Origin of the sequence: Pseudoalteromonas sp. KS88 (assembly GCF_004766475.1) — a bacterium.
GTDB lineage: Bacteria > Pseudomonadota > Gammaproteobacteria > Enterobacterales > Alteromonadaceae > Pseudoalteromonas.
In genome coordinates this window covers 205,639-229,343 of the sequence record NZ_PYHV01000019.1, presented here as the reverse complement: position 1 = coordinate 229,343, position 23,705 = coordinate 205,639, and the positions used below count along the sequence as shown (strand labels likewise).

Annotated in this window: 20 protein-coding genes and 7 tRNA genes; 3 read left to right on the top strand and 24 right to left on the bottom strand. The window is 40.7% G+C overall.

The features are described from left to right. Positions 1 to 12: 12 nt before the first annotated feature. The 5 genes from C7Y70_RS13355 to C7Y70_RS13335 all read right to left on the bottom strand — a co-directional run bounded on the left by C7Y70_RS13355 (position 13) and on the right by C7Y70_RS13335 (position 7,945). A complete protein-coding gene (locus tag C7Y70_RS13355; protein ID WP_135475276.1) occupies positions 13 to 1,062 on the bottom strand; it encodes an alkaline phosphatase D family protein in 1,050 nt (349 codons plus the stop codon). Then, positions 1,059 to 2,186: an alkaline phosphatase family protein gene (locus tag C7Y70_RS13350; protein WP_135475275.1), complete on the bottom strand. Its 1,128-nt coding sequence runs from the start codon at positions 2,184 to 2,186 to the stop codon at positions 1,059 to 1,061. Before C7Y70_RS13350 ends, C7Y70_RS13355 begins: the two co-directional genes overlap by 4 nt. A 61-nt stretch (positions 2,187 to 2,247) precedes the next feature. Beyond that, positions 2,248 to 4,599: a TonB-dependent receptor gene (locus C7Y70_RS13345; protein ID WP_135475344.1), complete on the bottom strand. Its 2,352-nt coding sequence runs from the start codon at positions 4,597 to 4,599 to the stop codon at positions 2,248 to 2,250. Positions 4,600 to 4,722: 123 nt separating this feature from the next. Further along, on the bottom strand, positions 4,723 to 6,750 hold the full coding sequence (locus C7Y70_RS13340) for an EAL domain-containing protein (RefSeq protein WP_135475274.1): 2,028 nt from the start codon (positions 6,748 to 6,750) through the stop codon (positions 4,723 to 4,725). A gap of 148 nt (positions 6,751 to 6,898) precedes the next feature. Further along, entirely contained in the window at positions 6,899 to 7,945 is a 1,047-nt protein-coding gene (locus C7Y70_RS13335) for an alkene reductase (RefSeq protein WP_135475273.1), read from the bottom strand. A 138-nt stretch (positions 7,946 to 8,083) separates the two neighbouring features. On the opposite strand from C7Y70_RS13335, the gene C7Y70_RS13330 reads away from it, so the two are divergent. Together C7Y70_RS13330 and C7Y70_RS13325 are read left to right on the top strand one after the other, a co-directional pair. Beyond that, on the top strand, positions 8,084 to 8,665 hold the full coding sequence (locus tag C7Y70_RS13330) for a TetR/AcrR family transcriptional regulator (protein ID WP_135475272.1): 582 nt from the start codon (positions 8,084 to 8,086) through the stop codon (positions 8,663 to 8,665). Between the two features lie 94 nt (positions 8,666 to 8,759). Next, entirely contained in the window at positions 8,760 to 9,155 is a 396-nt protein-coding gene (locus tag C7Y70_RS13325) for a DUF2750 domain-containing protein (RefSeq protein ID WP_099295968.1), read from the top strand. A 55-nt stretch (positions 9,156 to 9,210) separates the two neighbouring features. Here the strand turns inward: C7Y70_RS13325 and C7Y70_RS13320 are convergent. The 19 genes from C7Y70_RS13320 to C7Y70_RS13230 all read right to left on the bottom strand — a co-directional run bounded on the left by C7Y70_RS13320 (position 9,211) and on the right by C7Y70_RS13230 (position 22,989). Further along, positions 9,211 to 9,300, bottom strand: a tRNA-Ser gene (locus C7Y70_RS13320). 152 nt (positions 9,301 to 9,452) lie between these two features. Next, positions 9,453 to 10,493, bottom strand: coding sequence for a quinolinate synthase NadA (nadA, locus tag C7Y70_RS13315; RefSeq protein WP_135475271.1), 1,041 nt, complete (start codon positions 10,491 to 10,493; stop codon positions 9,453 to 9,455). 121 nt (positions 10,494 to 10,614) lie between these two features. Further along, positions 10,615 to 10,690: transfer RNA gene (locus tag C7Y70_RS13310), tRNA-Lys, on the bottom strand. Between the two features lie 71 nt (positions 10,691 to 10,761). Continuing rightward, positions 10,762 to 10,837, bottom strand: a tRNA-Lys gene (locus C7Y70_RS13305). A gap of 64 nt (positions 10,838 to 10,901) precedes the next feature. Continuing rightward, positions 10,902 to 10,977, bottom strand: a tRNA-Lys gene (locus tag C7Y70_RS13300). Positions 10,978 to 11,041: 64 nt separating this feature from the next. Next, positions 11,042 to 11,117, bottom strand: a tRNA-Lys gene (locus C7Y70_RS13295). 64 nt (positions 11,118 to 11,181) lie between these two features. Next, positions 11,182 to 11,257: transfer RNA gene (locus C7Y70_RS13290), tRNA-Lys, on the bottom strand. A gap of 88 nt (positions 11,258 to 11,345) precedes the next feature. Further along, positions 11,346 to 11,421 (bottom strand) — tRNA-Lys (locus C7Y70_RS13285). A gap of 168 nt (positions 11,422 to 11,589) precedes the next feature. Further along, positions 11,590 to 12,342, bottom strand: a complete 753-nt coding sequence (gene ybgF, locus C7Y70_RS13280) for a tol-pal system protein YbgF (RefSeq protein WP_099295970.1) — start codon at positions 12,340 to 12,342, stop codon at positions 11,590 to 11,592. A 13-nt stretch (positions 12,343 to 12,355) separates the two neighbouring features. Next, a complete protein-coding gene (gene pal / locus C7Y70_RS13275; protein WP_135475270.1) occupies positions 12,356 to 12,898 on the bottom strand; it encodes a peptidoglycan-associated lipoprotein Pal in 543 nt (180 codons plus the stop codon). Between the two features lie 36 nt (positions 12,899 to 12,934). Beyond that, on the bottom strand, positions 12,935 to 14,293 hold the full coding sequence (tolB, locus tag C7Y70_RS13270; protein ID WP_135475269.1) for a Tol-Pal system beta propeller repeat protein TolB: 1,359 nt from the start codon (positions 14,291 to 14,293) through the stop codon (positions 12,935 to 12,937). Between the two features lie 9 nt (positions 14,294 to 14,302). Continuing rightward, on the bottom strand, positions 14,303 to 15,232 hold the full coding sequence (gene tolA, locus C7Y70_RS13265; RefSeq protein WP_135475268.1) for a cell envelope integrity protein TolA: 930 nt from the start codon (positions 15,230 to 15,232) through the stop codon (positions 14,303 to 14,305). Position 15,233: 1 nt separating this feature from the next. Then, complete coding sequence (gene tolR, locus C7Y70_RS13260; RefSeq protein WP_099295973.1) at positions 15,234 to 15,668, bottom strand: protein TolR; 435 nt, start codon at positions 15,666 to 15,668, stop codon at positions 15,234 to 15,236. Then, positions 15,655 to 16,356, bottom strand: a complete 702-nt coding sequence (gene tolQ / locus C7Y70_RS13255) for a protein TolQ (RefSeq protein WP_099295974.1) — start codon at positions 16,354 to 16,356, stop codon at positions 15,655 to 15,657. Before tolQ ends, tolR begins: the two co-directional genes overlap by 14 nt. A gap of 1,108 nt (positions 16,357 to 17,464) precedes the next feature. Next, positions 17,465 to 18,472 carry a Holliday junction branch migration DNA helicase RuvB gene (gene ruvB / locus C7Y70_RS13250; RefSeq protein ID WP_099295975.1) on the bottom strand — a complete coding sequence of 336 codons (1,008 nt, stop codon included), beginning with the start codon at positions 18,470 to 18,472 and terminating at the stop codon, positions 17,465 to 17,467. A 7-nt stretch (positions 18,473 to 18,479) separates the two neighbouring features. Beyond that, complete coding sequence (ruvA, locus tag C7Y70_RS13245; protein WP_099295976.1) at positions 18,480 to 19,100, bottom strand: Holliday junction branch migration protein RuvA; 621 nt, start codon at positions 19,098 to 19,100, stop codon at positions 18,480 to 18,482. A 1-nt stretch (position 19,101) separates the two neighbouring features. Next, positions 19,102 to 19,626 carry a crossover junction endodeoxyribonuclease RuvC gene (gene ruvC / locus C7Y70_RS13240; RefSeq protein WP_099295977.1) on the bottom strand — a complete coding sequence of 175 codons (525 nt, stop codon included), beginning with the start codon at positions 19,624 to 19,626 and terminating at the stop codon, positions 19,102 to 19,104. 158 nt (positions 19,627 to 19,784) lie between these two features. Continuing rightward, on the bottom strand, positions 19,785 to 22,286 hold the full coding sequence (locus tag C7Y70_RS13235; protein WP_135475267.1) for an FtsX-like permease family protein: 2,502 nt from the start codon (positions 22,284 to 22,286) through the stop codon (positions 19,785 to 19,787). Further along, on the bottom strand, positions 22,276 to 22,989 hold the full coding sequence (locus C7Y70_RS13230) for an ABC transporter ATP-binding protein (RefSeq protein WP_099295979.1): 714 nt from the start codon (positions 22,987 to 22,989) through the stop codon (positions 22,276 to 22,278). Before C7Y70_RS13230 ends, C7Y70_RS13235 begins: the two co-directional genes overlap by 11 nt. Here C7Y70_RS13230 and C7Y70_RS13225 point away from each other — a divergent pair, their 5' ends adjacent. Next, entirely contained in the window at positions 22,990 to 23,610 is a 621-nt protein-coding gene (locus C7Y70_RS13225) for an arylesterase (RefSeq protein WP_135475266.1), read from the top strand. Positions 23,611 to 23,705: the final 95 nt, after the last annotated feature.

Sequence of the window (23,705 nt, the reverse complement as noted above, 5' to 3'; positions counted from 1 at the left end):
TTAGTGTCGTTACTAATATGGGCTAATACTGGATAAACTAAATTGACTTTGCATTATAGTTTTGCCATCTATGCCTTTAAGCTGCAGTGAGATAGCTGGGTCTGCTTGCTGCCAATCAATGCTTAAATCGCCATAGTTAACTTGATGAGTAAAGTCGCCTACACGATGCTTGTTTGGGCTAACATCTTTCCATTTTTCAGTTAGGCCAGAGCTTGTCATTTCAACTAATGGATAATCTAGGTTCTCTCTGTATTTTGAGATTTCGCCCCAGTGCGTATCACCACTTGCGATAATTACCCCATTCACTTTGTGTTTTTTTATCAGTGAAAATAAACGATTACGGTCTTCAGGAAAGTTTGCCCATGACTCCCAACCAGTAAAATCAGGTAATAACTGCAAGCTTGAAGTGATAAGTTTAATTGCCGCAGGCTTTTTAAGCTCTTGCTCAAGCCAAAGCCACTGAGCCTCTCCCAGCATTGATGCGCCGCTTACCTCAGTTGGGCTGTATGGACCTTGATTATTGGCTTTGCGCTGAGTGTAGTACTGCGTTTCGCTTACATGATTAAGTGCGTCACGGTTCCAACGTAAATCAGGCATGATCACTTGTACTGTTTGCTCGCCTTCACCATACATATACGAGGTATAGATACCATCAGGGCGTGTGCGGCGTATAGAAGTTTTTGGTTCACCAAAAAAGTCGAGCATGATTTGTCGTGATTGCTCTTTGTGTGGGTACTCTTTCCCTGCATCGTTTTGGCCAAAATCGTGGTCATCCCAGATGGCAATAATCGGCGTGTTTGCTTTTAACGTTTTAAACCCTGGCTTTGCACCCAACTTTTGATATTTGTTGGCAAGCACGGTCATATCATTGGTATCACCATAAATGTTATCCCCTAAAAAGATAAACAAATCGGCATTTTCATTATTGATGGCATCAAAAATGGGAATTGCTTTGTCTTGATGACCACACGAGCCAAACAGAATTTTATTTGGTGCAGTTGCGGCTACTGCACTAAAGCTGAATAATATACATGTTATGAAGGCTGTTTTAAGTCGTTTCATTTTAAAACCTCGCTAATCGCAGGTGCCATATTTGGGTTGAGTTGCTGTGGGTTTTGCCCTAATGCTTTTAATACAGTGGCTGCCACCTGTGCTTGTTTAAATTCTTGCTCTGCTTTCATTAAACCAGTTTGCTTTATAGACGGTCCCATTGCTGCCAGCCATATATGTTCAGAGCCAACAATCCCATCAGGAAACGCCTTACGGCCTTGCTCTGATTGAGCCAGTGCACGTTTTGAGCTATGGTGCTGCCAATCATTAGCATGACTGCCACGGCCATGATCTGTAGTAACAATCAAGGTGGTGTTATTTTTATATCCCTCCGTGGCTTGCAGCGTTTGCCATAAGTCCCTAATAAACGCATCACTTTGCTTAGCCGATGTTAAATAGTGATCGTAATCACCATCGTGGGCAAAATCATCGGTTTCTCCAAGGCTAATTACTAATAGCTTGGGCTTTTTAGCCAGTAAAAAAGCTTTAGCAAAGCGATAGGTAAAGCTATCTAATCGCACATTATGCCAAGGACTGGGGATCTCATTTTGCATCGCGTTGAGTAACTGCGCATCATCTGAGAATTCAGCGTCAATAGGCATAAAGCCCGCATTCACGTATACGCCACTGCGCTTGTCATTTACGATATATGGAAATACATCCCAGCCACCAAATAATGCCGTTTTATTTTTGTATGCAGGCTGCTCGTGTAACAGCTCCAAAATGGTTTTATTTGGGTTATAGTTTTTATCGTTACTATTAATGTTTTCATCAACAGTACCGGTTAAAATTTCGTTGTACCCCGGATATGAAAAATACCATGGGTTACTTACCGACATCTTGGAGTCATTATTTCTATCACCAATAATGGCGCCTTTGCTTGCCATTGTTTGAGTAATAAATGGCATTAATAATTTCTGTCGTTGTTTTGGGTCTTTATGCCAAAATTCACTGTTTAATTGGGCTTGGTTTTTTACAAAGTCCGCGTTGTTTATTAATACTTCATCTGCACCACTAAACACTTCTTGCCAACGTACACCATCGAGTGTCACTAACACGACATTTTGCGTGGCATTTACTAACGTGCTGGTGGCAACGAGCAGCCCTAAGACCGTTATTTTTAATATTGTGTTCATAAAGTTACCTTAAAAAGCAAAAAGCCCATCAATGATGGGCTTTGTGATTTATAACTAATTTTTAAAAATTAGCAGTAAATGTCAGTGCTGCAGTACGTGGCGCACCAATAAAATAGGTAGAACCATTACCAGTACCACCACTTAAGTATTGTTTGTCTGTCACATTTGTCACAGCAAAAGCAATATCTATTGATGTAAATGCGCCTGCATTTACCTCTGCGTAGTAACCTGCGTTAAAATCAATCACTGTGTAACCATCAACCTCACTGCGTGCTCGAGTTTGCTCATCAGTCCATGCGCCGAGGCGCTCACCAGTGTATTTAGCCGACACACCAAAGCGGAAATCTCCGCTGTAATAATCCATTGAAAGCACAAACATATCACTAGGCGCATCAATAACATCATCACCCGCTCTAAAGCTTGGACCGGCATCAGCAATAAGTTCGCCATTAGCGTATGAACTTGGGTCGTCAGATGCATATTCGGAGCTATTATTAGTGTACGAGGTATAAATATTCCATTCATTGGTCAACATATAGCTTGCCGATAATTCAAAGCCTTGTGATTCAATACCACCTACATTAATGTATGAGCCATTAGTACCAATAGTGTAATCAATACCACTGGTATCACTGCCAGGGGCAATAAAGGTAATACGGTTTTCAAATTCAATTGAATAAGCAGTGGCTGTTAGGCTTAAGCGGTCAGCTTGATAACGTACACCAAAATCAATATTCTCAGCCGTCTCAGGTTCTATATCAGTCAGCGCCGAGCTATCACGTTCAAGCACACCGTCTTTAATCGCGGCAAAGTTTTCACTGTAGCTGGTAAATAACTCAGTGCTGCTACTAAGCTGATACAGCGCACCAGCGCTGAATAATACATCTGAATCACTATTGATTTTATCTGAGGTTATATCGTTAAAGTGGTCGTATTTTTGTAGCTCAACTAAGTATTGTTTCGCTCCAAGGTTTAAAGTGAAATCGCCAAATGCCACTGAGTCTTGGATATACCATTTGAACGTGTCTGTATCAAACGTGTTTTTATACTGTGTCCAATATGGTGTGCTATCAAAATGATGATATACACGGGCATCAATCACTTTGTGCCAATCACGCGACTCATCACGCTCTGATTGCTCATACCAAATACCCGCTTCAATATCATGCATGCCAAACGTGACACTATAGTCTGCAGTTAAGCCTAAGCGGTTTTTATTATAATGAGTATGGCGATATGACATAACTGGGGTTGCTGAATCGTCATAACAAGCTGGGTTTAAACCTGGGCCTGACGCCCACGGCCAACTCAAACTCTCGGTACAGTTAGCATCAGGTGCAAGCGGGTTACCGTCACTGTCTGCAAACCCGTATGACCCTGCATTCGAGCCGCCCTCTGTTGTAGGGTTCCCTTCGTCATCGACTGGAGATGTTAAATAAGGCGGGATCCAATCACCTCGGCCCGAATTTTTATGATAATAAGGGCTAATTGTCAGTAATGATGAAGGTGAAATCGCATATTCAAACTTTAGATAACCTAAGGTGTTTTCACGCAATGTGCCCCAACCTTCTGCAAACATTTGGTCAAAATGCGGCGTACCTGTCCAATTCCAAGTTAGTTGGTCCCAATCGGGTGTTTGTGCAAATTGCTCAAGGCTGACACTGTTGTAGTTAGTTTCGCTCACATCATCATACGATAAACGGCCAGTAACCGTTACTGCATCAAAGTTAGATACAAATTTAGCCTCGGCGTGTTGATTGTCTTTACCGCCATTACTGCCATCGCCAACCCAGCGGCTGGTGTCTGTTTGTGAATAACTTACATACGCTTGCGTGTTATCGAAAATAGTGCCCGTTTCATGTTTAATGTAGTACCGCGTAGCGTCATGATCGCCATTGGTGTAAGCAAAGGTGGTGCTTTTATCAAGGCTTGGGTCTTTACTAACAAAGTTAAATGTACCGCCTAAGGCTTCAAGCGATGCTGATGCGATATCAGAGGTGCCTTGACCGACTTCTACAGTTGCGAGGTTTTCGCTATCTAAATAGCGGTTTGCTTTAGCACCACCGCCATAATTTGAGCCACCATTAGGTATTCCATCAATGGTCATACCTAATTGCTGTTGATTACCGTCGATGCTAAAGCCACGCATCGTAATAGTTGTTGACCAGTCATCACCACCAAAGGCATCACCTTCGTTTATGCTGATGCCGGGTAAATTATCAATCACTGATAACACACTCGATACTGAGCTTTGCTGCTCAAGCATTGCAGGTTCAATTACATTATTTGCGTAACTAGTTGGTTTTGCCACCACGGTGACTTCTTCGATTTCATTATTATTTGCATGACTGTATGTGGAGAAAGCTAACGCAATCGCTAAGCTTAGTGCGCTTTTATTTTTAAGAATGTACATCATTGTTCCATTTGCAATTATAGTGTTGTAAACGGGAACATTATGGTGATAATAAGTGACAGAAAAACGCGTTTTTATTTACGTAACAGTTACCAAAATATGTACTATTTATGGCATAAAAAGTTATTTATTGAGTTTTGACGCAAAATCATGAATCTCACTCTTCGGTAGTGCAGGTGCATAAAGCCAGCCTTGTGCTGTTTGAATACCTAAACATTTAACCCAAGCAAGCTCCTCTTCAGTTTCAATGCCTTCAGCTACAACCGAAAAACCAAGCTGTGCAAAGATCTCTGCAACTTGCTGGTAAAGCACCTTGCCAGCTGGTTGTTCACATTGCAGCAAAAACTTGCGGTCTAGTTTGACATGTTTTACAGGTAAATTAGCCAACATTGATAAACTTGAATAGCCAGTACCAAAGTCATCAAGTACCGTTTCAATTTTATTTTCGCGCAGTTTATCAATGTGCTTAGTGACTAAAGATTGTTGCGTTAAATAGCTTGATTCAACAATTTCAATTTTAACTTGATCTGGAAAGTCAGAGAACAAATCACATATTTTATTGACCATTGATTCACTGGTTAACACATCAGGATTAACATTAATACTGATCACTGGCTCGAAACCTATATTCTGCCATTGCCGAAGATCGCGCTGTGCTTGTTCGATAACCCAGTGATCTATAATTGCTGTTTGCTTATGGGCAATTAAGGTATCTAAAAAGTAAGGCCCCGTTATCGTTCCATCTCTTTTTACTAACCGTAAAAGCGCTTCAAACCCATTCACCCGGCCTGTATGAATATCTATTTGTGGCTGGTAATAAAGCGCCAAGCGTGACTTAGAAATTGTGTTAAGCACATCGGTTAGGCGACCCATTGAGTTATTTGTTTCTCGTTGCTGTTGAATAAATCGCTGTTCTGACTTTGCAGCAAACCGTTCGCTCACATTTAGTTGGCCACTGAGTTTATTAAATGCTAGCTGATAATCATTGCGTTCACTGCTTAGCTTTAAAAATGGATAGTAAATACATGCATTACAGATTATTAAAAAAACCTGTAATATCGGCGCAACAAGATCGGTACCCACCATACTGCCATTAACGATTGTAGGGGTCATCCAACTTATTGACACCTCTTGATAGCCTACAGCGCCAGTTGAAATTAAAAAATAACTTACAATAAAGTTGAAACAGGGAGCGAGTATAAAAGGGATTAATAAAAGCGGATTTAGAAAAACAGGTAGCGCAAAAAGAATAATCTCACAAAAATTAAACGCCGAAAAAGGCAATGACAAACGCGCTATATTTTTTTCATGACTGGCGTTTGACATAAAAAATGCGGCAAGGATCAAACCAATAAAACAACCAGTTCCCCCTATTAATACAAATGTGTCATAAAAAGTTTTTGCTGTTAAACCTGGAAATATATCTGCATCTAAAAATGCTTGGTTAAACATCATTGAATAAACGTTGTCACCATGTACTCCGAAAAACCAAAAGCCATGTATCATCACCATACGTTTAAACAGTTGCTCAGAAACGGAGCTTCCACTTTCCATAGGAACTAAATAAATTAGTAATGTTTGCATTACCTGTTCAATGATCGGCACAATTATAAACAGAGCAAAAAAAGCGACTGTAAAAGGCAGGATCAGCATTAATTTTTCTTTTAAAAAATCGCTAATAAAGCTTGAATCAAAATATTTTTGTGGCAACACCCGATAAGATAACATTAACAAGTAACTCGTTAACGAAGGGATCAGAATAGCGTACGCTGATGCACCAGTAGCATCAACATAGACGCCCCCAGCGCTAAAAACGAGAAAGTCGCTATGGATAATAAACGAGATTATTGCCAACATGCTGCCAACCACAGCACTCTGCCCTAAATTTTTAGATAAATGATAACCAACAGATAACACCACCATTACCGGAAACAACAATAAAATTGCACGGGAGCTCTTTTGGACTATTCCATAAGTTAAATCTGCTGATGATAAAAAAGAAAAATTAAGGGCAACATTAAGTGCGAGAATAGCCAAAGCAGAGCAAACAAAATAAGGTAATAAAGCGATAAAAGATTCACGTAGCGATAGTACAAATCGCGAATGCGCAAAGCGTGAAAAACCATTATTTATGTACTTAATAGCCGCCAACTTTTAGTCTCGTAGAGATGTTTTTTTAGATTATAAGTTAATTAGCTATAAAAAGTTAGTTAATAGCTTGGCAGTAAAGAAAAATCCCCTTTTAGTATCAATCAAGTGCAGTATTTTTGTACTGCACTTAATAATTTATTCCCGTTATTTATACTAACTCACTCAGCATTGACTCATCATAAGCCACTAACTCTTCATCATTAGTCACTTTAATGATGTAATCTGGGTTCGCAATAAATGGGCGTCCGATTGCAATTAAGTCAAATTTATTGTCGCTAATTGCTTGTTTTGCTGTATCAAAACTGTAACTTCCAACACCAACAAGATTGCCAGTATAATGAGCTCTTAAGTATTCTGATGTAGTTTGGTTATCTAAGCTTGCAAAGCGCATGCTGTCGTCAAAAATACCGCCATGAACGTACGCTAATTCACGCTCATTAAGTGCCGCCAATAAAAAGTCGAATACCGCTTTGTCACGGCTATCCTCTTCCATGTTAAAATAAGCTCCAGGCGATAATCTAAGCGCTGTTTTGTCTGCACCTACACTAGAAATAACAGCATCTACTACATCAAGTGCAAAGCGCGACATATTTTCTGGCGTTTGGCCGTACTCATCCTCACGTGTATTTGCTGCATAATGTAAAAATTGATCTATTAAATAGCCATTTGCCCCATGGATTTCCACACCATCAAAGCCTGCTTCAAGTGCGTTTTCTGCTGCTTTTGCATAATCGGCCACCAATTGCTTGATCTCATCAATTGTGGCGGCTTTAGGCGTTTGATATGTTAACTCACGCATTCTTGGCACTGAGCCTTCAACACCAATAGCGGAAGGTGCCAATACGTCACCACCGTCAAAAAAGTAAGGGTGCGCCACACGACCAACATGCCACAGCTGAGCAAACATCTTACCGCCCTTCTCATGGACTGCATCCGTAACCTTTTTCCAGCCTTGTATTTGCTCACTGGTAAATAACCCCGGTGTATTTGGGTAACCTTGTGCATCAGGGCGAATAATTGTCGCTTCGCTAATAATTAGCCCGGCATCTGCACGACGCGCATAATAATCGACCATAGCCTTTGTTGGCACTAAATTGTCATCGCTCATACAACGAGTCAATGGCGCCATCATCACGCGGTTTTGTAGTTCGATACTGTTATTTAACTTGTAGGGTTTTAGTAAATCGGTAGTCATTCTTACGATCCTTATCTTGAGTGTACATTCAAGATAAGGTCGTTAAAGCAATTATTCAAGTCTATTTTGAATAATTGTTCAAGATTAAGTAAACTGATACCACTTACTAAGTAAACATATCAATAGTAGCGAGAATCTATGCGGGTAGCCGAGTTTGACCGTGAGTTTGTTTTAAGACAAGCCATGCTTGCATTTACACAATGCGGGTATGCAAAAACAAGCATGCAGAAATTAACCCAAGTAACTGGGCTGCACCCAGGTTCTTTGTATGCGGCTTTCAAAAATAAAAAAGGCGTGTTCTTAGCAGCTATAGAACAATATCAAACCGATAAAAATCAGCAATTTAATGCTTTATTTTGTGCAGACACGCTCGTTTTACCAAGCTTGCGCGCTTACTTAGAACTAGTCGTAGCAGAGTGTTTAGGAGGTGATAGCATGAAAGTGTGTTTACTCACAAAAAGCATATCAGAGGTTGAGGGACAAGACACTCAAATAAGCAAGGTGTTAAGCGACAATTTAAATGCCTATGAACAAGCCCTTGCTTTTCAATTTAACCGCGCAATAGAGCAGCAAGAAATACACTCGGAGCGCTCAGCTGCGCAACTTGCTCGCTTTTTTGCAATGAGTCTATACGGGCTTAGAACATACGCATTAACAAATAACAATCCCAAAGACATTAACCAGCTAGCCGATGATTTATTCAACGCTATTAGCAATTAATTTTTAAGCAATCGACAGGCTGTCATATTATTCAATATACTAGGGTCAACAGACCCTAGTTAACAAGACAGCCAAAAAATAAGTGAGCCTTTATATGAATAACGCAACAGCGAGCGCAACTGAAAAGTTCGAATCTATCTTAGGTTTAGGAGCAAAAAAAAGACTGGCATTTATGTTTGAAACCGTTCAAGAGCTTAAACAAATATGGATATTAAACGACGATGATGGTTGCGTGATGCTTGCTAATGAGGATGACGACTGCGTTCCTGTTTGGCCAGAACGTATTTTCGCAGAAGCCTGGGCAACCGGCGAGTGGGAAAACTGCACCGCGAAAGCAATTTCTTTAAAAGACTGGCAAAGCAGATGGACACCAGGGCTTGAACAAGACGACCTACTCGTTGCCGTATTCCCTACTGAAGAAGATGACGGCACTATCTTGTTTCCTGATGAATTTGATGCACAATTAAGAGCAAAAAAGAAACGCTTTTAATTTTCCTAATGTAAAAAGCAAAAAAGCGACCTAAGGTCGCTTTTTTTAAATCAAATGGCGGTGAGGGAGGGATTCGAACCCTCGTTAGGGGTTAACCTAAACACACTTTCCAGGCGTGCGCCTTCAGCCACTCAGCCACCTCACCACATGCGTTATTCTGTAACGCGTTGCAATAGTATGAAATAGCGCACACTCGTGCAAGGTGTTTTTCAGCATTGCATTTCAATTGCTTAGTATATAAACAAAAAAGGCCGTTAATCTTTAAATTAACGGCCTTTTGCAATAACGCTTACGATATTAACGCTTTAATGACGCTGAAAAATCAAGCATACGGTTAAGCGACTTGAGTGCGCCTTCACGAAGGCCCATATCAACGAACACTTCTTTACCGTTTACATCTATTAAAGCTTCCTCAATGGCTTTGAGGCCGTTCATTGCCATCCACGGACAATGTGCACAGCTTTTACAGGTTGCGCCTTCGCCAGCCGTTGGTGCTGCAACAAATTCTTTATCAGGGCATAGCTGCTGCATTTTATAAAAGATGCCGCGATCAGTGGCCACAATAAACTTTTGGTTATCCATTGTTTGCGCCGCTTTGATCAGCTGACTTGTAGAGCCTACCGCGTCAGCTAAAGCAACAATTTCAGCAGGAGACTCAGGGTGAACCAATACGCCAGCATCTGGATACAACGCTTTCATATCTTTTAGTGCTTTTGTTTTAAACTCATCATGTACGATACACGCGCCATCCCACATGATCATGTCTGCGCCTGTATTCTTTTGAATATAAGCACCAAGATGCTTATCAGGGCCCCAGATAATTTTTTCACCCATTTCATCTAGGTGTTCAACTATTTCTAGCGCGCACGATGAAGTAACAATCCAATCAGCACGAGCTTTAACTGCTGTAGAAGTATTGGCATATACAACCACTTTACGATCAGGGTGCTGATCACAAAACGCTGAGAATTCATCAATTGGGCAGCCAATATCAAGCGAACAGGTTGCTTCAAGCGTTGGCATTACCACGGTTTTATTGGGCGTTAAAATTTTAGCTGTTTCACCCATAAAACGTACACCAGCAACGATGATCATATCTGCATCATGCTTTGCGCCAAAGCGCGCCATTTCTAAAGAATCAGCAACACAGCCACCCGTTTCTTCTGCAAGGGCCTGAATTTCTGGATCTGTATAATAATGGGCTACAAGTACCGCATTTTTATCTATCAATAACTGTTTTATTCGTGCCTTATATTGCGCTTGCTCATCGTTGTTTAACGGAGCTGGCTTAGGAGGAAAGATATATCCTTCAGGCATTATAGTTTGAGCTAGACTCATTTCTCGACCACTTAAGTTTACAGTGCAATTATGGGGCGAATTATACGAGAATCTGGTGCTAAATAACAGTAGGGTTAAAGAGTCTGTGAGAATTAAATATAAGGAGAGATGATATCAAGAATGGTGGGTCATGATGGACTTGAACCATCGACCAATGGATTAAAAGTCCACTGCTCTACCAACTGAGCTAATGACCCGCTCTTGATCTACTTTGAAGTAGTTGCTGCGTGAATCCGCCGATTGAACCATTCATTACTAGCATAAAGAATGGTGGGTCATGATGGACTTGAACCATCGACCAATGGATTAAAAGTCCACTGCTCTACCAACTGAGCTAATGACCCGCTCTGGTTGTGCATTCTGCACTGCGTAAATCCGCCGATTGATACCATTCAATATTAAAAAGAATGGTGGGTCATGATGGACTTGAACCATCGACCAATGGATTAAAAGTCCACTGCTCTACCAACTGAGCTAATGACCCGCTCTGGTTGTGCAATCTGCACTGCGTAAATCCGCCGATTGATGCCATTCAATATTAAAAAGAATGGTGGGTCATGATGGACTTGAACCATCGACCAATGGATTAAAAGTCCACTGCTCTACCAACTGAGCTAATGACCCGCTCTGGTTGTGCAATCTGCACTGCGTAAATCCGCTGATTAGTACCATTCAATATTAAAAAGAATGGTGGGTCATGATGGACTTGAACCATCGACCAATGGATTAAAAGTCCACTGCTCTACCAACTGAGCTAATGACCCGCTCTGATGCTACAAGTTAATGTAACTAAACACTAATACGTAAATCCGCCGATAAAAGACCACTCTATTCTTATATGATAAGAATAGATGGTGGGTCATGATGGACTTGAACCATCGACCAATGGATTAAAAGTCCACTGCTCTACCAACTGAGCTAATGACCCGCTCTTTTTGCCGCAATTTGAGTGGTTGAACCATTCCTCTGCTGCGGGCGCTTATAATACTTATTTAAAAAATGAGTGCAACAGAAAATGTCTCTTTTTTTAAGTTTTTATGTCTAGTTGACCAATTTTAGACCGCTTATGACAAAAAGCAGTCTAATCAAGCTCATTCTACATTTTTGCTAGGCGTTCTGCGGCCAATTTTGCAGCAGTTGTGCTTGGGTATTGATTGATCAGTTCATTTAAAGTTTTTAACGCAGATTCTGTTAAACCTTGTTCATGAAGCAAAGTACCCAGCTTTAACATAGCATCAGGACGTTTATTTGAATTTGGGAATTCATTTACAACAACTTTAAAATGTTCTGAAGCTTGCGCTGAATCATTTTTGATCGACAGCAGCTGCCCTAACCAATAATGTGCATTAGAGGTATACACAGAATCTGGATAAGTCGTTAGAAAAGCTTGGAACTCTGGTATAGCCTGATCATAGCGTTTATCTTTCATTATTAACGCAACAGCACGATCGTAAGCTTCATTTTCTGACAAGTCAGTACTTATTGTTTGTGTTGCTAAAGGCTCACTGTAGTCTGTTTGCGGTGTTTGTGCTGGCTGTGAATATGCTTGGCTTACACGATTTTCAATTTCTTGATAAAGTTCGCGCTGGCGCTGAAGAACCTTTTCTAGTTTATAGCTTTGTTCTTCTGTAATACCACGCACTTGACTGACTTCATCTTGCAAAATATTGAGTTGCTGTTGTAACTCTACCTGCAACAAATTGCGTGATTGCATCATTTTTTCAAGAGCAGCTAAACGCTTCTCAACGCTTGATTGCGAGTTTGCAGCATCTGAAACAGGAGCGGGAGCAGCCCATAATTGGGTGCTCCCGCTTAAGATCATTGCTGCCAAAATAATTTTCGGCTTCATAATGTCTCTAATCTTAGTAAACTAATACCGCACGGCGGTTTTTTGCGAAAGCTGATTCAGTGCGAGACTTAACCATTGGCTTCTCTTCACCATAGCTCACAACTGACATTTGGCTAGCAGAAACACCTAAACTTTGTAGGTATTTTTCAACTGATTGGCCACGATGCTCACCCAGTGCAATGTTGTACTCTGGCGTACCGCGCTCATCTGCATGGCCTTCAATAAGCAGCTTAACAGATGGATTTTGTACTAAAAACTCAGCATGTGCACGTAATAATTCAGCATACTTGCCTTCAATTGTTGCTTTATCAAAATCAAAGTAAATAACTTGCTCTTGACGAAGTGACTCGTATTTTTGACGAAGCTCTTCTTGTGCTTGTTGATCTGGCGTAATTGTAGACACTTCAACCGTGTCATTTTGCACTGTTTGCTCAGTTGCGCTTTGATTCGATTGGTTTGCAGCACCTTCATCAATATCTGATGATGAGCTACAAGCTGCTAAAGTCATTACAGGTACTGCGATTAACAGACCTTTGAGTATTTTATTAAGTTGCATTGAGTAGATTCCTATATTGTATAAACTAGCAATTTATTACTGTAAGTAAGGCGACCAAGCTGGCGCCTTTACTTCTCCATTTAGCACAGGCAAGCGTGCTTTAAAGCGACCATCCATTGATACTAGCGCCAGCACCTGTTTATTATTATGGAGTGTGCTATAGATGATCATTGAACCATTTGGCGCAATACTTGGAGATTCATCTAAACGCGTACGAGTTAGCACCTGAAAAGCGCCACTCGCCAACTCTTTTTTAGCGAGATGGTACTGACCTTGTGTACGGTTAACCATCACTAATTCTTTTCCGTCTGGCGTAATTGAACCGGCAAGGTTCATATCACCGTCGAACGTCATTCTTTTCGCTCTGCCAGTTTGTAAATTTAACTTATAAATCTGAGCATTACCACCCCTTTCAGAGGTAAACACAACATCTTGGCCATTTGGATGCCACGATGGCTCGGTATCTATACTACGGTGGTTTGTAAGGCGTGTTTCTTTGCCTGTACCCAAATCGCGCATATACACTTCAGTTGCACCATTTCTGTCTTTAGACAACACAAGTAATAGTTTTGTACCGTCTGGTGAAAACTGAGGCGCGCCATTAATCCCTTTATGACTGGTGATCAATTCACGCTTACCCGTGTAAAGGTCTTGCATGTAAATTTGACTCTGGCGGTTTTCAAACGTCACATACGCGAGCTTAGTGCCATCTGGTGACCATGCTGGCGACATCAGTGGTTCTTTTGAACGTAATAAAACTTGTTCATTAAAGCCATCATAATCAGCAACAACGAGTTGATATGGCATCGGTTCTTGATCACGCACGATAACATAAGCAATTTTTGTTAAAAAAGCACCTCGTTCACCCGTTAACTTTTCATAAACCACATCACTTATTCTGTGTGCATAGCGTCTAAAGCCGTTTTCAGGAATAATGCTTTCGCGCGCTTCTTGAATATGATCTTGGCTTTTTACAAGTTTGCCGTTGCTCATCATTTGCGTTTCACCGCCCGTTATTTGGGCACGGATCACATCAATTAATTCATAGCTGACTAAGTAACGACCATCAGGTTGCTGCTCTACGTTGCCAACCAAAATAGCCTCAACGCCGAGATTTACCCAAGCAGCGTAGTCAATATCGCCATCTTTACTTGGTAACTGTGGCATATCATCAACACTAATGGGTTTAAATTTACCACTGCGCATTAAATCTTGAGCAATCACTTCGCTCAGCTTTTGTGGAATAGGCGCTATACCATTGTACTTAAATGGGACAATTGCTATGGGTCGTGCACCATCTATACCGTCTGTTATCACGATTTCTAATGCTGCACTGGCAATGCCATGAAATCCCAGTAGTACAATAAAACAAGCAGTTTTTATCTGGTTAAACATATCAATCCTTTAAAATTGAGGCGCTATAGTTAAGTTAATATTTTTTAATTGCTCAAATACGTCACGGTCTTTCGAAACAGGCAGAGTATCGGCCATCCGTACCGCGCGCATTGCAGCTTCGCACACTAAAGTATCTCCGCCCAATGATTTTACTTGCGTTACAAGGCCATTAAAACCTAGACGTATATTAAGACGACACTCTTTACCTTTCATCTTTACATCTTTTAAGAAGTTTTGTTGTATACGCGCCATTATTAAAGCTTTAAATTTTTCTACTTCGCCAACCACTTGCTGTTGACGTACCTTGTTACGCGCTGCCTGCTCTTTTGCCAACTGATCTTGAAGCATCTGCTCCTGTAACGCTTTAAGTCGAGCCTCTTCAGCAGCTTCAGCACGTTCTTTAGCTTCTTGCTCTTCACGTGCGCGTTGTTCTTCCGCTTTTTTCAAAGCTTCTTCTTCAGCTTTACGTTTATCAGCTGCTGCTTTTGCTGCTTGTTCAGCTTCTTCCTTTTGCTTTTCAGCTTGCAGAGCTTTAGCACGCTCTTTTTGTTCAATTTCTCGCGCTTTCTTAGCTTGAGCTTGCGCCTGAGCGGTCTCTTTTTCTTTAGCTCTGCGTTCGTTCTCTAGCTTTTTAATACGCCTTGCTTCTTCTTCGCGTTGTTTACGCGCGTCATTGGCACGACGCTCAAGATCACGTATACGTTTATCTTCAGCACGTTTTTGAGCATCTTCTTTACGTTTTAGCTCAGCAATTTTTTGCTCAACCATTTTTTGATCAACTGTCACTGCCGCAACCGCATTATCGGCCTCGGGCATAGGCTCTCTATTAAGTGTTACCTCTAACACTTTTGGACTGGGCATATGGAAGCTTGCCGAGCCTATAATTCCACCAATAATGAGCAAATGTAACAACACAGATTTTATTATTGAAGCACCCATATTAGCCATTACTTCCTTCAAATGATTCTGTCATTAGACCAACCGAAGGAACACCTGCATTTTTTAAGAAATCCATCAATAATAAAACCTCTTGATAAGACACTTTGCCAGAGCCTTTAATCATCACAGGTGTCTCTGGGTTCTTCATTAATTGTAATTTAATAACAGCAGCAACATCGAGCGCTTCCATCGGCTCTTCTGGGTTTGTGCCTACACTAACATAATACTTACCTTGCGCATCTATAGACGCAATAATCGGCGGTGTATCTTTAGTATCAACCAGATCAGATTCTTCCATCTTTGGTAAATCAACTTTTACGCCGTGTGTAATTAACGGCGCGGTTGCCATAAATATAATAAGCAATACCAGCATGACATCGATGTAAGGTACTACGTTGATCTCAGCAACAGGGCGACGTTTATTACGCTGATACATTCGCTTTTGCCTCTATTTGTGTAGCTGCTTGACGGTGTAAAATATTCGCAAACTCTTCCATAAAGTTAATGTAGTTTGATTCAAGCTTTTCTACTTTATTAGAAAAGCGATTGTAAGCAATAACAGCCGGGATGGCCGCAAATAAACCCATCGCCGTTGCAATCAATGCTTCAGCTATGCCTGGAGCAACCATTTGCAATGTCGCTTGTTTTACTTCACCCAATGCAATAAATGCATTCATGATGCCCCAAACAGTACCAAATAGACCAATGTACGGACTAATTGAACCAACCGTCGCTAAAAAAGACAAGCTAGATTCAAGTTTTTCAATTTCACGTGAAAGTGCTACGCGCATTGAACGGTGCGTGCCTTCCATTACAATACTTGCGCTTTGAAATGATGTTTTTTTATGGCGTGCGAATTCTTTAAAACCTGCGATAAACAATGCTTCAACACCCGTCACTTGGCTGCGAGAAGAAATTTCATTGTAAAGCTTACTTAGATCAATGCCTGACCAAAATTTCTGTTCAAAACGTTTTGCATTTATTAGCGCATCTGAAATTGCTTTTTTACGCTGAAAAATAATTGCCCATGACATAATTGACATACCCACTAGCGACAACATCACTAACTGTACCAATACACTTGCTTCGAGGATTAAATCTACAAAATTAATTCCTGATCCCACAATAAACTCCCAATTCGATTTCTTGTTAAGTACGCATTTTATAATGTGCGAGTATGACCAATGAAATAGTCAATAGTTCAGGCTAGTGTATCCACTGTGTCGTTCACTGACAACGATGTTGCTACGAATTAGCAGCAAAAAACGGTGAAAACCCAAACTTGCACTTTAATAATGTGTATCTGATTCTAAAATAACCACTGCATTTCAAACGCATTGAACTTTGAGTTTGCTCTAAGTGCGCTTATTTATATATAAAAAACAACTAAAACACGCGCTTTATTCACATTTGGTGCATAAACACGCAAAACAACAGTTAATCATTCATGCTGCAAAAAATAAACTAATCATAAAGAGTTTTAGCTATTATTAATAAACCAATATATTACAACACCCTACAAGCACATATAAGATTTAAAGTTTAAAAATAATTCAATGAATTATTTTATCGCATTATTTTTTTTAATCCGAAAAAGAAAATTTTCTAGTTTGAACAAAAAACAACTTTTGCGTATTATTCTCACATACCGAGCTGGCGCAGTAATAACAAACGTTATTAAGCACTGTTCTTAGCAATATGATTCTGATTTTTCGTATTGCATTGCTTAAATGCCCCCATGATAAAACATGGCTAATTTAAGCTGTATACCCTGGATTACTTCCTTCAACTTGTTGTTTACCCGCATTCTTATGCGGGTTTTTTTTTGCTTAAAAAAACTTTATCAATATTGGCACATACGATATAGGCTGCTTGCTTAACAGTGAGTGAACTAACACTCGTTGATTACTCAATACAGCGTAATATACCCAAACCACCCCTAAATGCAGAACCCAGGGTTTCACTGGGGCTTACTTTCAAGGCGCTATTTTGCAAGAACGGCCACCCCTTTTAAGAATGAACAACGATAAGAGAAGTAACGATGAAGTGCCCTAAGAGTTGGTGTGAGGCGAGTAAGGTTAACAGTCAAAATTGGTATACAAGTGGGGTTATTGCATTAATGACTACTTAAACTGAACTCTGGATAATAAATAACTTTTTATTTATATCAATACTTTAGTATATATCTTAACCAGAGTTCAGGTTACTTAAATTAATACAACCTGGGGAGGTTTAATCTTTCTTGGGCAATAAACCAAAGTGCGAATACGCAATTTCTGAGACAATACGCCCTCTTGGCGTTCGTTGAATAAACCCTTGTTGAATTAAGAATGGTTCAATCACATCTTCAATCGTTTCTTTTTCTTCGCCAATAGCCGCAGCCAAGTTATCTAAACCGACAGGGCCACCCATAAACTTTTCAATAATGGCGAGCAAGTATTTGCGATCCATATAATCAAAGCCACTTTTATCTACATCAATCATATTTAAGGCAAGCTCTGCTACGCTAGCATTTACAGTACCGTCTGATTTAACTTGTGTGTAGTCGCGGACTCGGCGTAATAGCCTGTTGGCAATACGAGGAGTACCTCTTGAACGTTTAGCAATTTCTATTGCACCATCTTCACACATTTCTAAATCTAGATAATGTGCTGAACGGCCTACAATAGTTGATAAATCCGCAACTGAATAAAACTCTAAACGTTGCACAATACCAAAACGGTCGCGAAGTGGTGATGTTAATGAGCCTGCACGAGTTGTTGCGCCAATTAAGGTGAAAGCAGGTAAATCTAGCTTAATAGAGCGCGCTGCGGGGCCTTCACCAATCATGAGATCAAGCTGGTAGTCTTCCATTGCTGGGTAAAGGATTTCTTCAACCTGCGGGCTTAGTCTGTGAATTTCATCAATGAACAACACATCACCTTCTTCAAGGTTCGTCAAAAGCGCCGCTAAATCCCCAGCTTTTTCAAGTACAGGGCCTGATGTGGTTTTAATATTTACCTTAAGCTCGTTGGCAACAATGTTAGCTAACGTTGTTTTACCAAGCCCTGGTGGCCCAAAGATCAATAAATGATCAAGTGCCTCAGCACGCGTTCGTGCAGCTTCAATAAATATTTCCATTTGCTGTTTTACATGGGGCTGCCCAGTATAATCAGCCAGCAACTTTGGCCTAATGGCGCGATCAACAACGTCTTCGTTACTTTGCTCGCTTGCGTCTATAAGACGATCCGCTTCAATCATGGTTTACTCACAACATTGATTTTAGAGATTCTTTTATTAGATTCTCTGTAGACATACCCGGCTTACTTACAGCTTTAACTGTTTTTTGTGCTTGAGCTAGTTTATAGCCCAAAGAGACTAATGCTGATACGGCATCATCTGATGCATTATTTGCGACCAACGTATCGTTTGCAACCGGTTCAATCACTGCATTATCGCTAAATGGTGTAAATAAGTCATTACCCCAATCTTTTAGTCTGTCTTTCATCTCGAGCACTAAACGCTCAGCTGTTTTCTTACCAACGCCAGGTAATTTAACCAAGCTAGTTGCATCTTCATTATTAACGCAACTAACAAACTGTTGCGCCGACATACCTGATAAAATCGCAAGTCCAAGTTTGGGCCCAACGCCATTCGCTTTTAATAGTTCACGAAATAACGCACGTTCAACTTTATTATTAAAACCAAATAATAACTGAGCGTCTTCTCTTACCACAAAATGGGTGTAAATTATTGCTGATTCACCCACATTAGGTAAATCATAAAAACATGTCATTGGCATGTTTACTTCATAACCAACACCGCTTACCTCAATGAGAATCTCTGGTGGCTGCTTTTCAACTAACACGCCATTTAAACGACCTATCATATTATTTCCTTAATCTTCCTCTAACGGTTTTAGATGCACTGCCCGCTAGTTTTATTAAATTTTGTTCTGAGTGAGCGTGGCAAATAGCAATAGCCAATGCATCAGCAGCATCGGCCTGGGGGGTTCCAGGTAATTTTAAAATGTTTTTGACCATTTGTTGAACTTGTGTTTTATCTGCCCCGCCATGGCCTACTACCGCTTGCTTTATCTGCCGAGCTGAATACTCAAACACCGGAAGCTCCGCCATTGATGCCCCTACAATTGCAGCCCCACGTGCTTGACCAAGCTTAAGTGCAGAGTCAGGGTTATGTGCCATAAACACTTTTTCAATCGCAAAGGTGGTTGGAGTAAACTGCTCTATTAACTGGCTAACACCTTGATAAATCATTTTCAAACGAATAGGAAACTCATGCTCTGCTAACTTAATACAGCCACTGCCCAAATAGTTGAATTTTGCCCCATGGTGCTCGATTACACCATACCCTGTTAACCGAGAGCCAGGATCGATTCCTAAAATTATAGCCAACTAAAAACCTGTTACTTAAAGGGTAATAACGCAATAATGCCAGAGCACTGTATAAATTACCAGTAAACATACTATTTTGACTTAACCGTTGTTTGTTTTTAAACCACACATACAAAAACACCCGCGGCTGCGGGTGTTTTTATCTGTAATAAATCATATTAGGCAAGCGAGCGAAGTAACCCTTGGGTGTTCTTTCGCATGGTTCTAGCAATCATCATATATCCCAATACCGACACAAATATTCCACCAGCCAGTGGGCCTAACACCCAAATGTGTGGATGCAGCTTACCTGCTAGTTCAAACATTTCCTTTTGTACTACAAGTAAAGCCAAGTCACTAATTAGCGCAGCAACAAAACCTGCAGATGCACCTAATAGTAAAAACTCGTAAAGTGTTGCATTTTTTATCAGTCTGCCCTTGGCGCCTAACGTTCGCAAAATAACAATTTCTTGCATACGTTCGCCCAAACTAGCTTGTACCTGCGAAATAAGCACTAATGCACCACACAACACAACAATTGACAATACAAAGCCTATAGCCAGTGACACTTGTGAAATAGTAGATCGAATTTGTTTAACGAAACTATCTACGTCAATAGCATTTATTGTCGGGTAAGTACGAAGTAACTCACTGAAATCACGCTTTTGTTCTTGTTCAATACGGACTGAAGAAATATACGTAGCAGGAAAATCAGCTAAAACATCAGGGCTTAGAATAATAAAGAAGTTAGGCTTTAAGGTTGCCCAGTTAACTTTACGTACACTGGTAATTTTGGCATCAAAAGACTGCGCACCGATCAAAAATGTGAGTGTATCGCCCATCTTTACATCGAGCCTAGCCAGCATTGACTCCTCTAAAGATGCCTCTGCAACAGCATCGTCACTAAACCATTGCCCATCAATAATCTCGTTATGGCTAGGTGCATCAGCAAGCCATGTTAGATTTAGTTCACGCCCAATACCCGAACGTGCCTCTTCGTCTTTTTTCTCGTTATCTTCAAGTGACACTTGCCGTGCTACCAACTCGCCATTTACCGCATTCACTCGGCCACGTATTGTTGGGTAGAACTCTGAGACTTGAATATTCTTCTGCGCTAAATAGTTATTTACCTCTGGTAACTCTGACTGGGTTATATTCACCAAAAAAGCATTAGGTGCATCACTGGGTAGCTGAGACTCCCAATCTGAAATCATGTCATTTTTTAATACCACTAAAAACAAAAGCAACTTTATAGCAAGTGAAAAACTAATTAACTGCACCGCATTTGCGTTCGCCCGTTTCTGGATAGATGCAATAGCAAGAGACCAGCTACTTCCTGGACGAAGGCCAAGTTTACGGCCGCCACCGAATATGAGTCGCGAAAGGCCAAATAACAGCGCTATTAAAATTAAGGTAGAAATAAACAAGATAGCCGTTATTTTAAGGTTATTACTAAATAACCACATCAGTAAAAATACCGTTAGAGCTGACATGCCTAAATGAACTTTACTTACTAATAATTTATCACCTAGGTTTCGGCGTAAAACACGCAAAGGTGGTATATCAAAAAGATCAAGAAGTGGCTTTATCGAAAACATCACCGCACAAATAACACCGGTACTAATGGCAACTAACCAAGGTTTGGCACTCGCAGCAGGTAATGTATTGTTCATCGATTTTGCAAGGTAACCAGTCGCTATTTCTTGTAAGCCGTACCCAATCAATAAGCCCACCAACACAGATAAAACACACACCATTGAAAGGTGTAATAAATATATTTTTCGTATGGTTGTTCGGCTACCGCCAAGGGTTTTCATCATCGCGACTGGATCATACTGGCGCTCACAATAACGTTTTGCAGAAACCGCAATCGCCACGGCTGCTAAAATTATTCCTAGTAAACCTGCCAGCAATAAGAAACTTTCAGCACGATTTAAGCTATTAGCAATAGGCGACTGCCTGTCTTTGACGCCATACCATTGCTGATTTTCCTTCATTTTAGGCTTTAGCCAAGCGTAAAAATTGCTAATGTCGTCTTCATCGCCCGCGTAAAGTTGACGATAAAACACGCGGCTACCTGGCTGGATAACTTGCGTAGCAGAAATATCCGCCTCATTTAAAAGCACGCGACGACTACTTGAAAAAATATTAAACGGTGCATCCGGCTCCTCGACTAATACTTTTTCAATCACAAATTGCGCAGCGCCTAGTTCAACAATATCGCCTACTTCAACTTTTAAAGCGTAAAAAACTGATTCACTAAACCAGACGTGCCCCACACTGGGGCCTTGATTGGCTACTTCTACTGTGCCAGTTAAGCTGGATTTAACTTTTAACTCACCTTTTAACGGGTACTCAGGTGACACAGCTTTTACTGAGCTTAATTGCATTTCTTCGTTCGCAAAAAGCATGGTATCGAAGTATGTAAGCTTGGCTGTTTGTAAGTTATATTCTTGTGCTTTAGTTAAGTAATCTGCAGGAATAGCATGACTACTTGCAAGTACTCGGTCTGCAGCAATAAAAGCACTGCTCTTTTGTGCAATGCTCTGGCCTATGCGGTCGGTCACCATGGATAAAGTTAATACTGTGAGTACTGCTAACGCAATAGCGGCACAAATAACCGTTAACTCGCCCCGGCGAAACTCACGACTAAACAATTTTAATGCTAATTTAGCCCACATTGGCAATAACCTCACTCGTGTCTTTTACCAACTGCCCTGCTTCTATTTGCAATATATGTTGGCACTTCTGTGCGAGTGTTTCGTCATGCGTCACTAACACTAGCGTAGTACCATGCGACTGATTAAGTTCAAACAATAAAGATTCAATCATCTTACCGTTTTTGCTATCAAGGTTAGCAGAGGGCTCATCAGCAAATAAAATCTTAGGTGTGCCAATAAAAGCGCGTGCAATGGCAACACGTTGCTGCTCACCGCCAGATAGCTGTGATGGGTAATGCTCAACTCGATGGCTTAAACCTACTTTTTCAAGCAGCTCAAGGGCCTGTTGTTTTGCATTATGATCGCCAGCAAGCTCAGCAGGCAGCATGACATTCTCAAGTGCGGTTAAGCTTTGTACTAACATAAACGACTGAAACACAAAACCTACTTTCTCAGCCCTTAATGCAGCACGTGATTCTTCATCTAAGGTATGTAAAGGAGCACCGTCTAAATAGATTTCGCCTTTACTAGATTGATCAAGGCCAGCCAATAAACTTAGCAGCGTAGATTTACCTGAACCAGAAGTGCCGACAACTGCTACTGAGTCTCCAGACTTGACATTAAACGTGATGTCGCTGAGGATGGGCAAATCCCCTTCGAGGGTAGTTACCGTTTTAGAAAGACCTTTAACTTGAATTATATTTAATTGAGATAGCGCTGACATATGATGCATTCAATCCTACGTTTTTTATTTGTTTTACTGTTAGTAATCAAACCACTTACTGCAGCAGCTGACAACACAATTTTAATATTAGGTGACAGTTTAAGTGCCGCCTATGGCTTAAAACAAGAGCAAGGCTGGGTTAAATTGTTACAAGATAAATACGACGCTGAACAAACAAGCATCCAGCTTATCAACGCCAGCATTAGTGGTGAAACTACAGGTGGTGCTCTGCGACGTTTAACAGGCCTACTTGATGAGTTCCAACCAAGTCATGTGCTTATTGAACTAGGTGGCAATGACGGGTTGCGTGGTTTTCCTACAAAAAAACTTCAAAACAACCTTACCTCACTAGTTGATAAAAGCAAACAAAGTGGCGCGCATGTAGCAATTATGGAAATTCATATTCCACCCAACTATGGACCACGTTACACGCAAATGTTTACCGAAAGCTTTAAACTAATTGCCGAACAAACCAACAGCCATTTAATGGAGTTTTTTGTCCTTAACGTTGCCACTGATAGCAGCCTAATGTTAAGCGACAATATTCACCCAAATAAAGACGCTCAACCCATTCTACGAGACGTAATGTATAAATCGATCAAAAATTGGTTAGCAGATTAAGTTTGCTGGGCACTATTTTGCCCAGCTCGTATAATAAATGTGCAAACAAACAAAAGCGTATTGATTTTTCGAAAAAAATACGTATATTGCTCGCA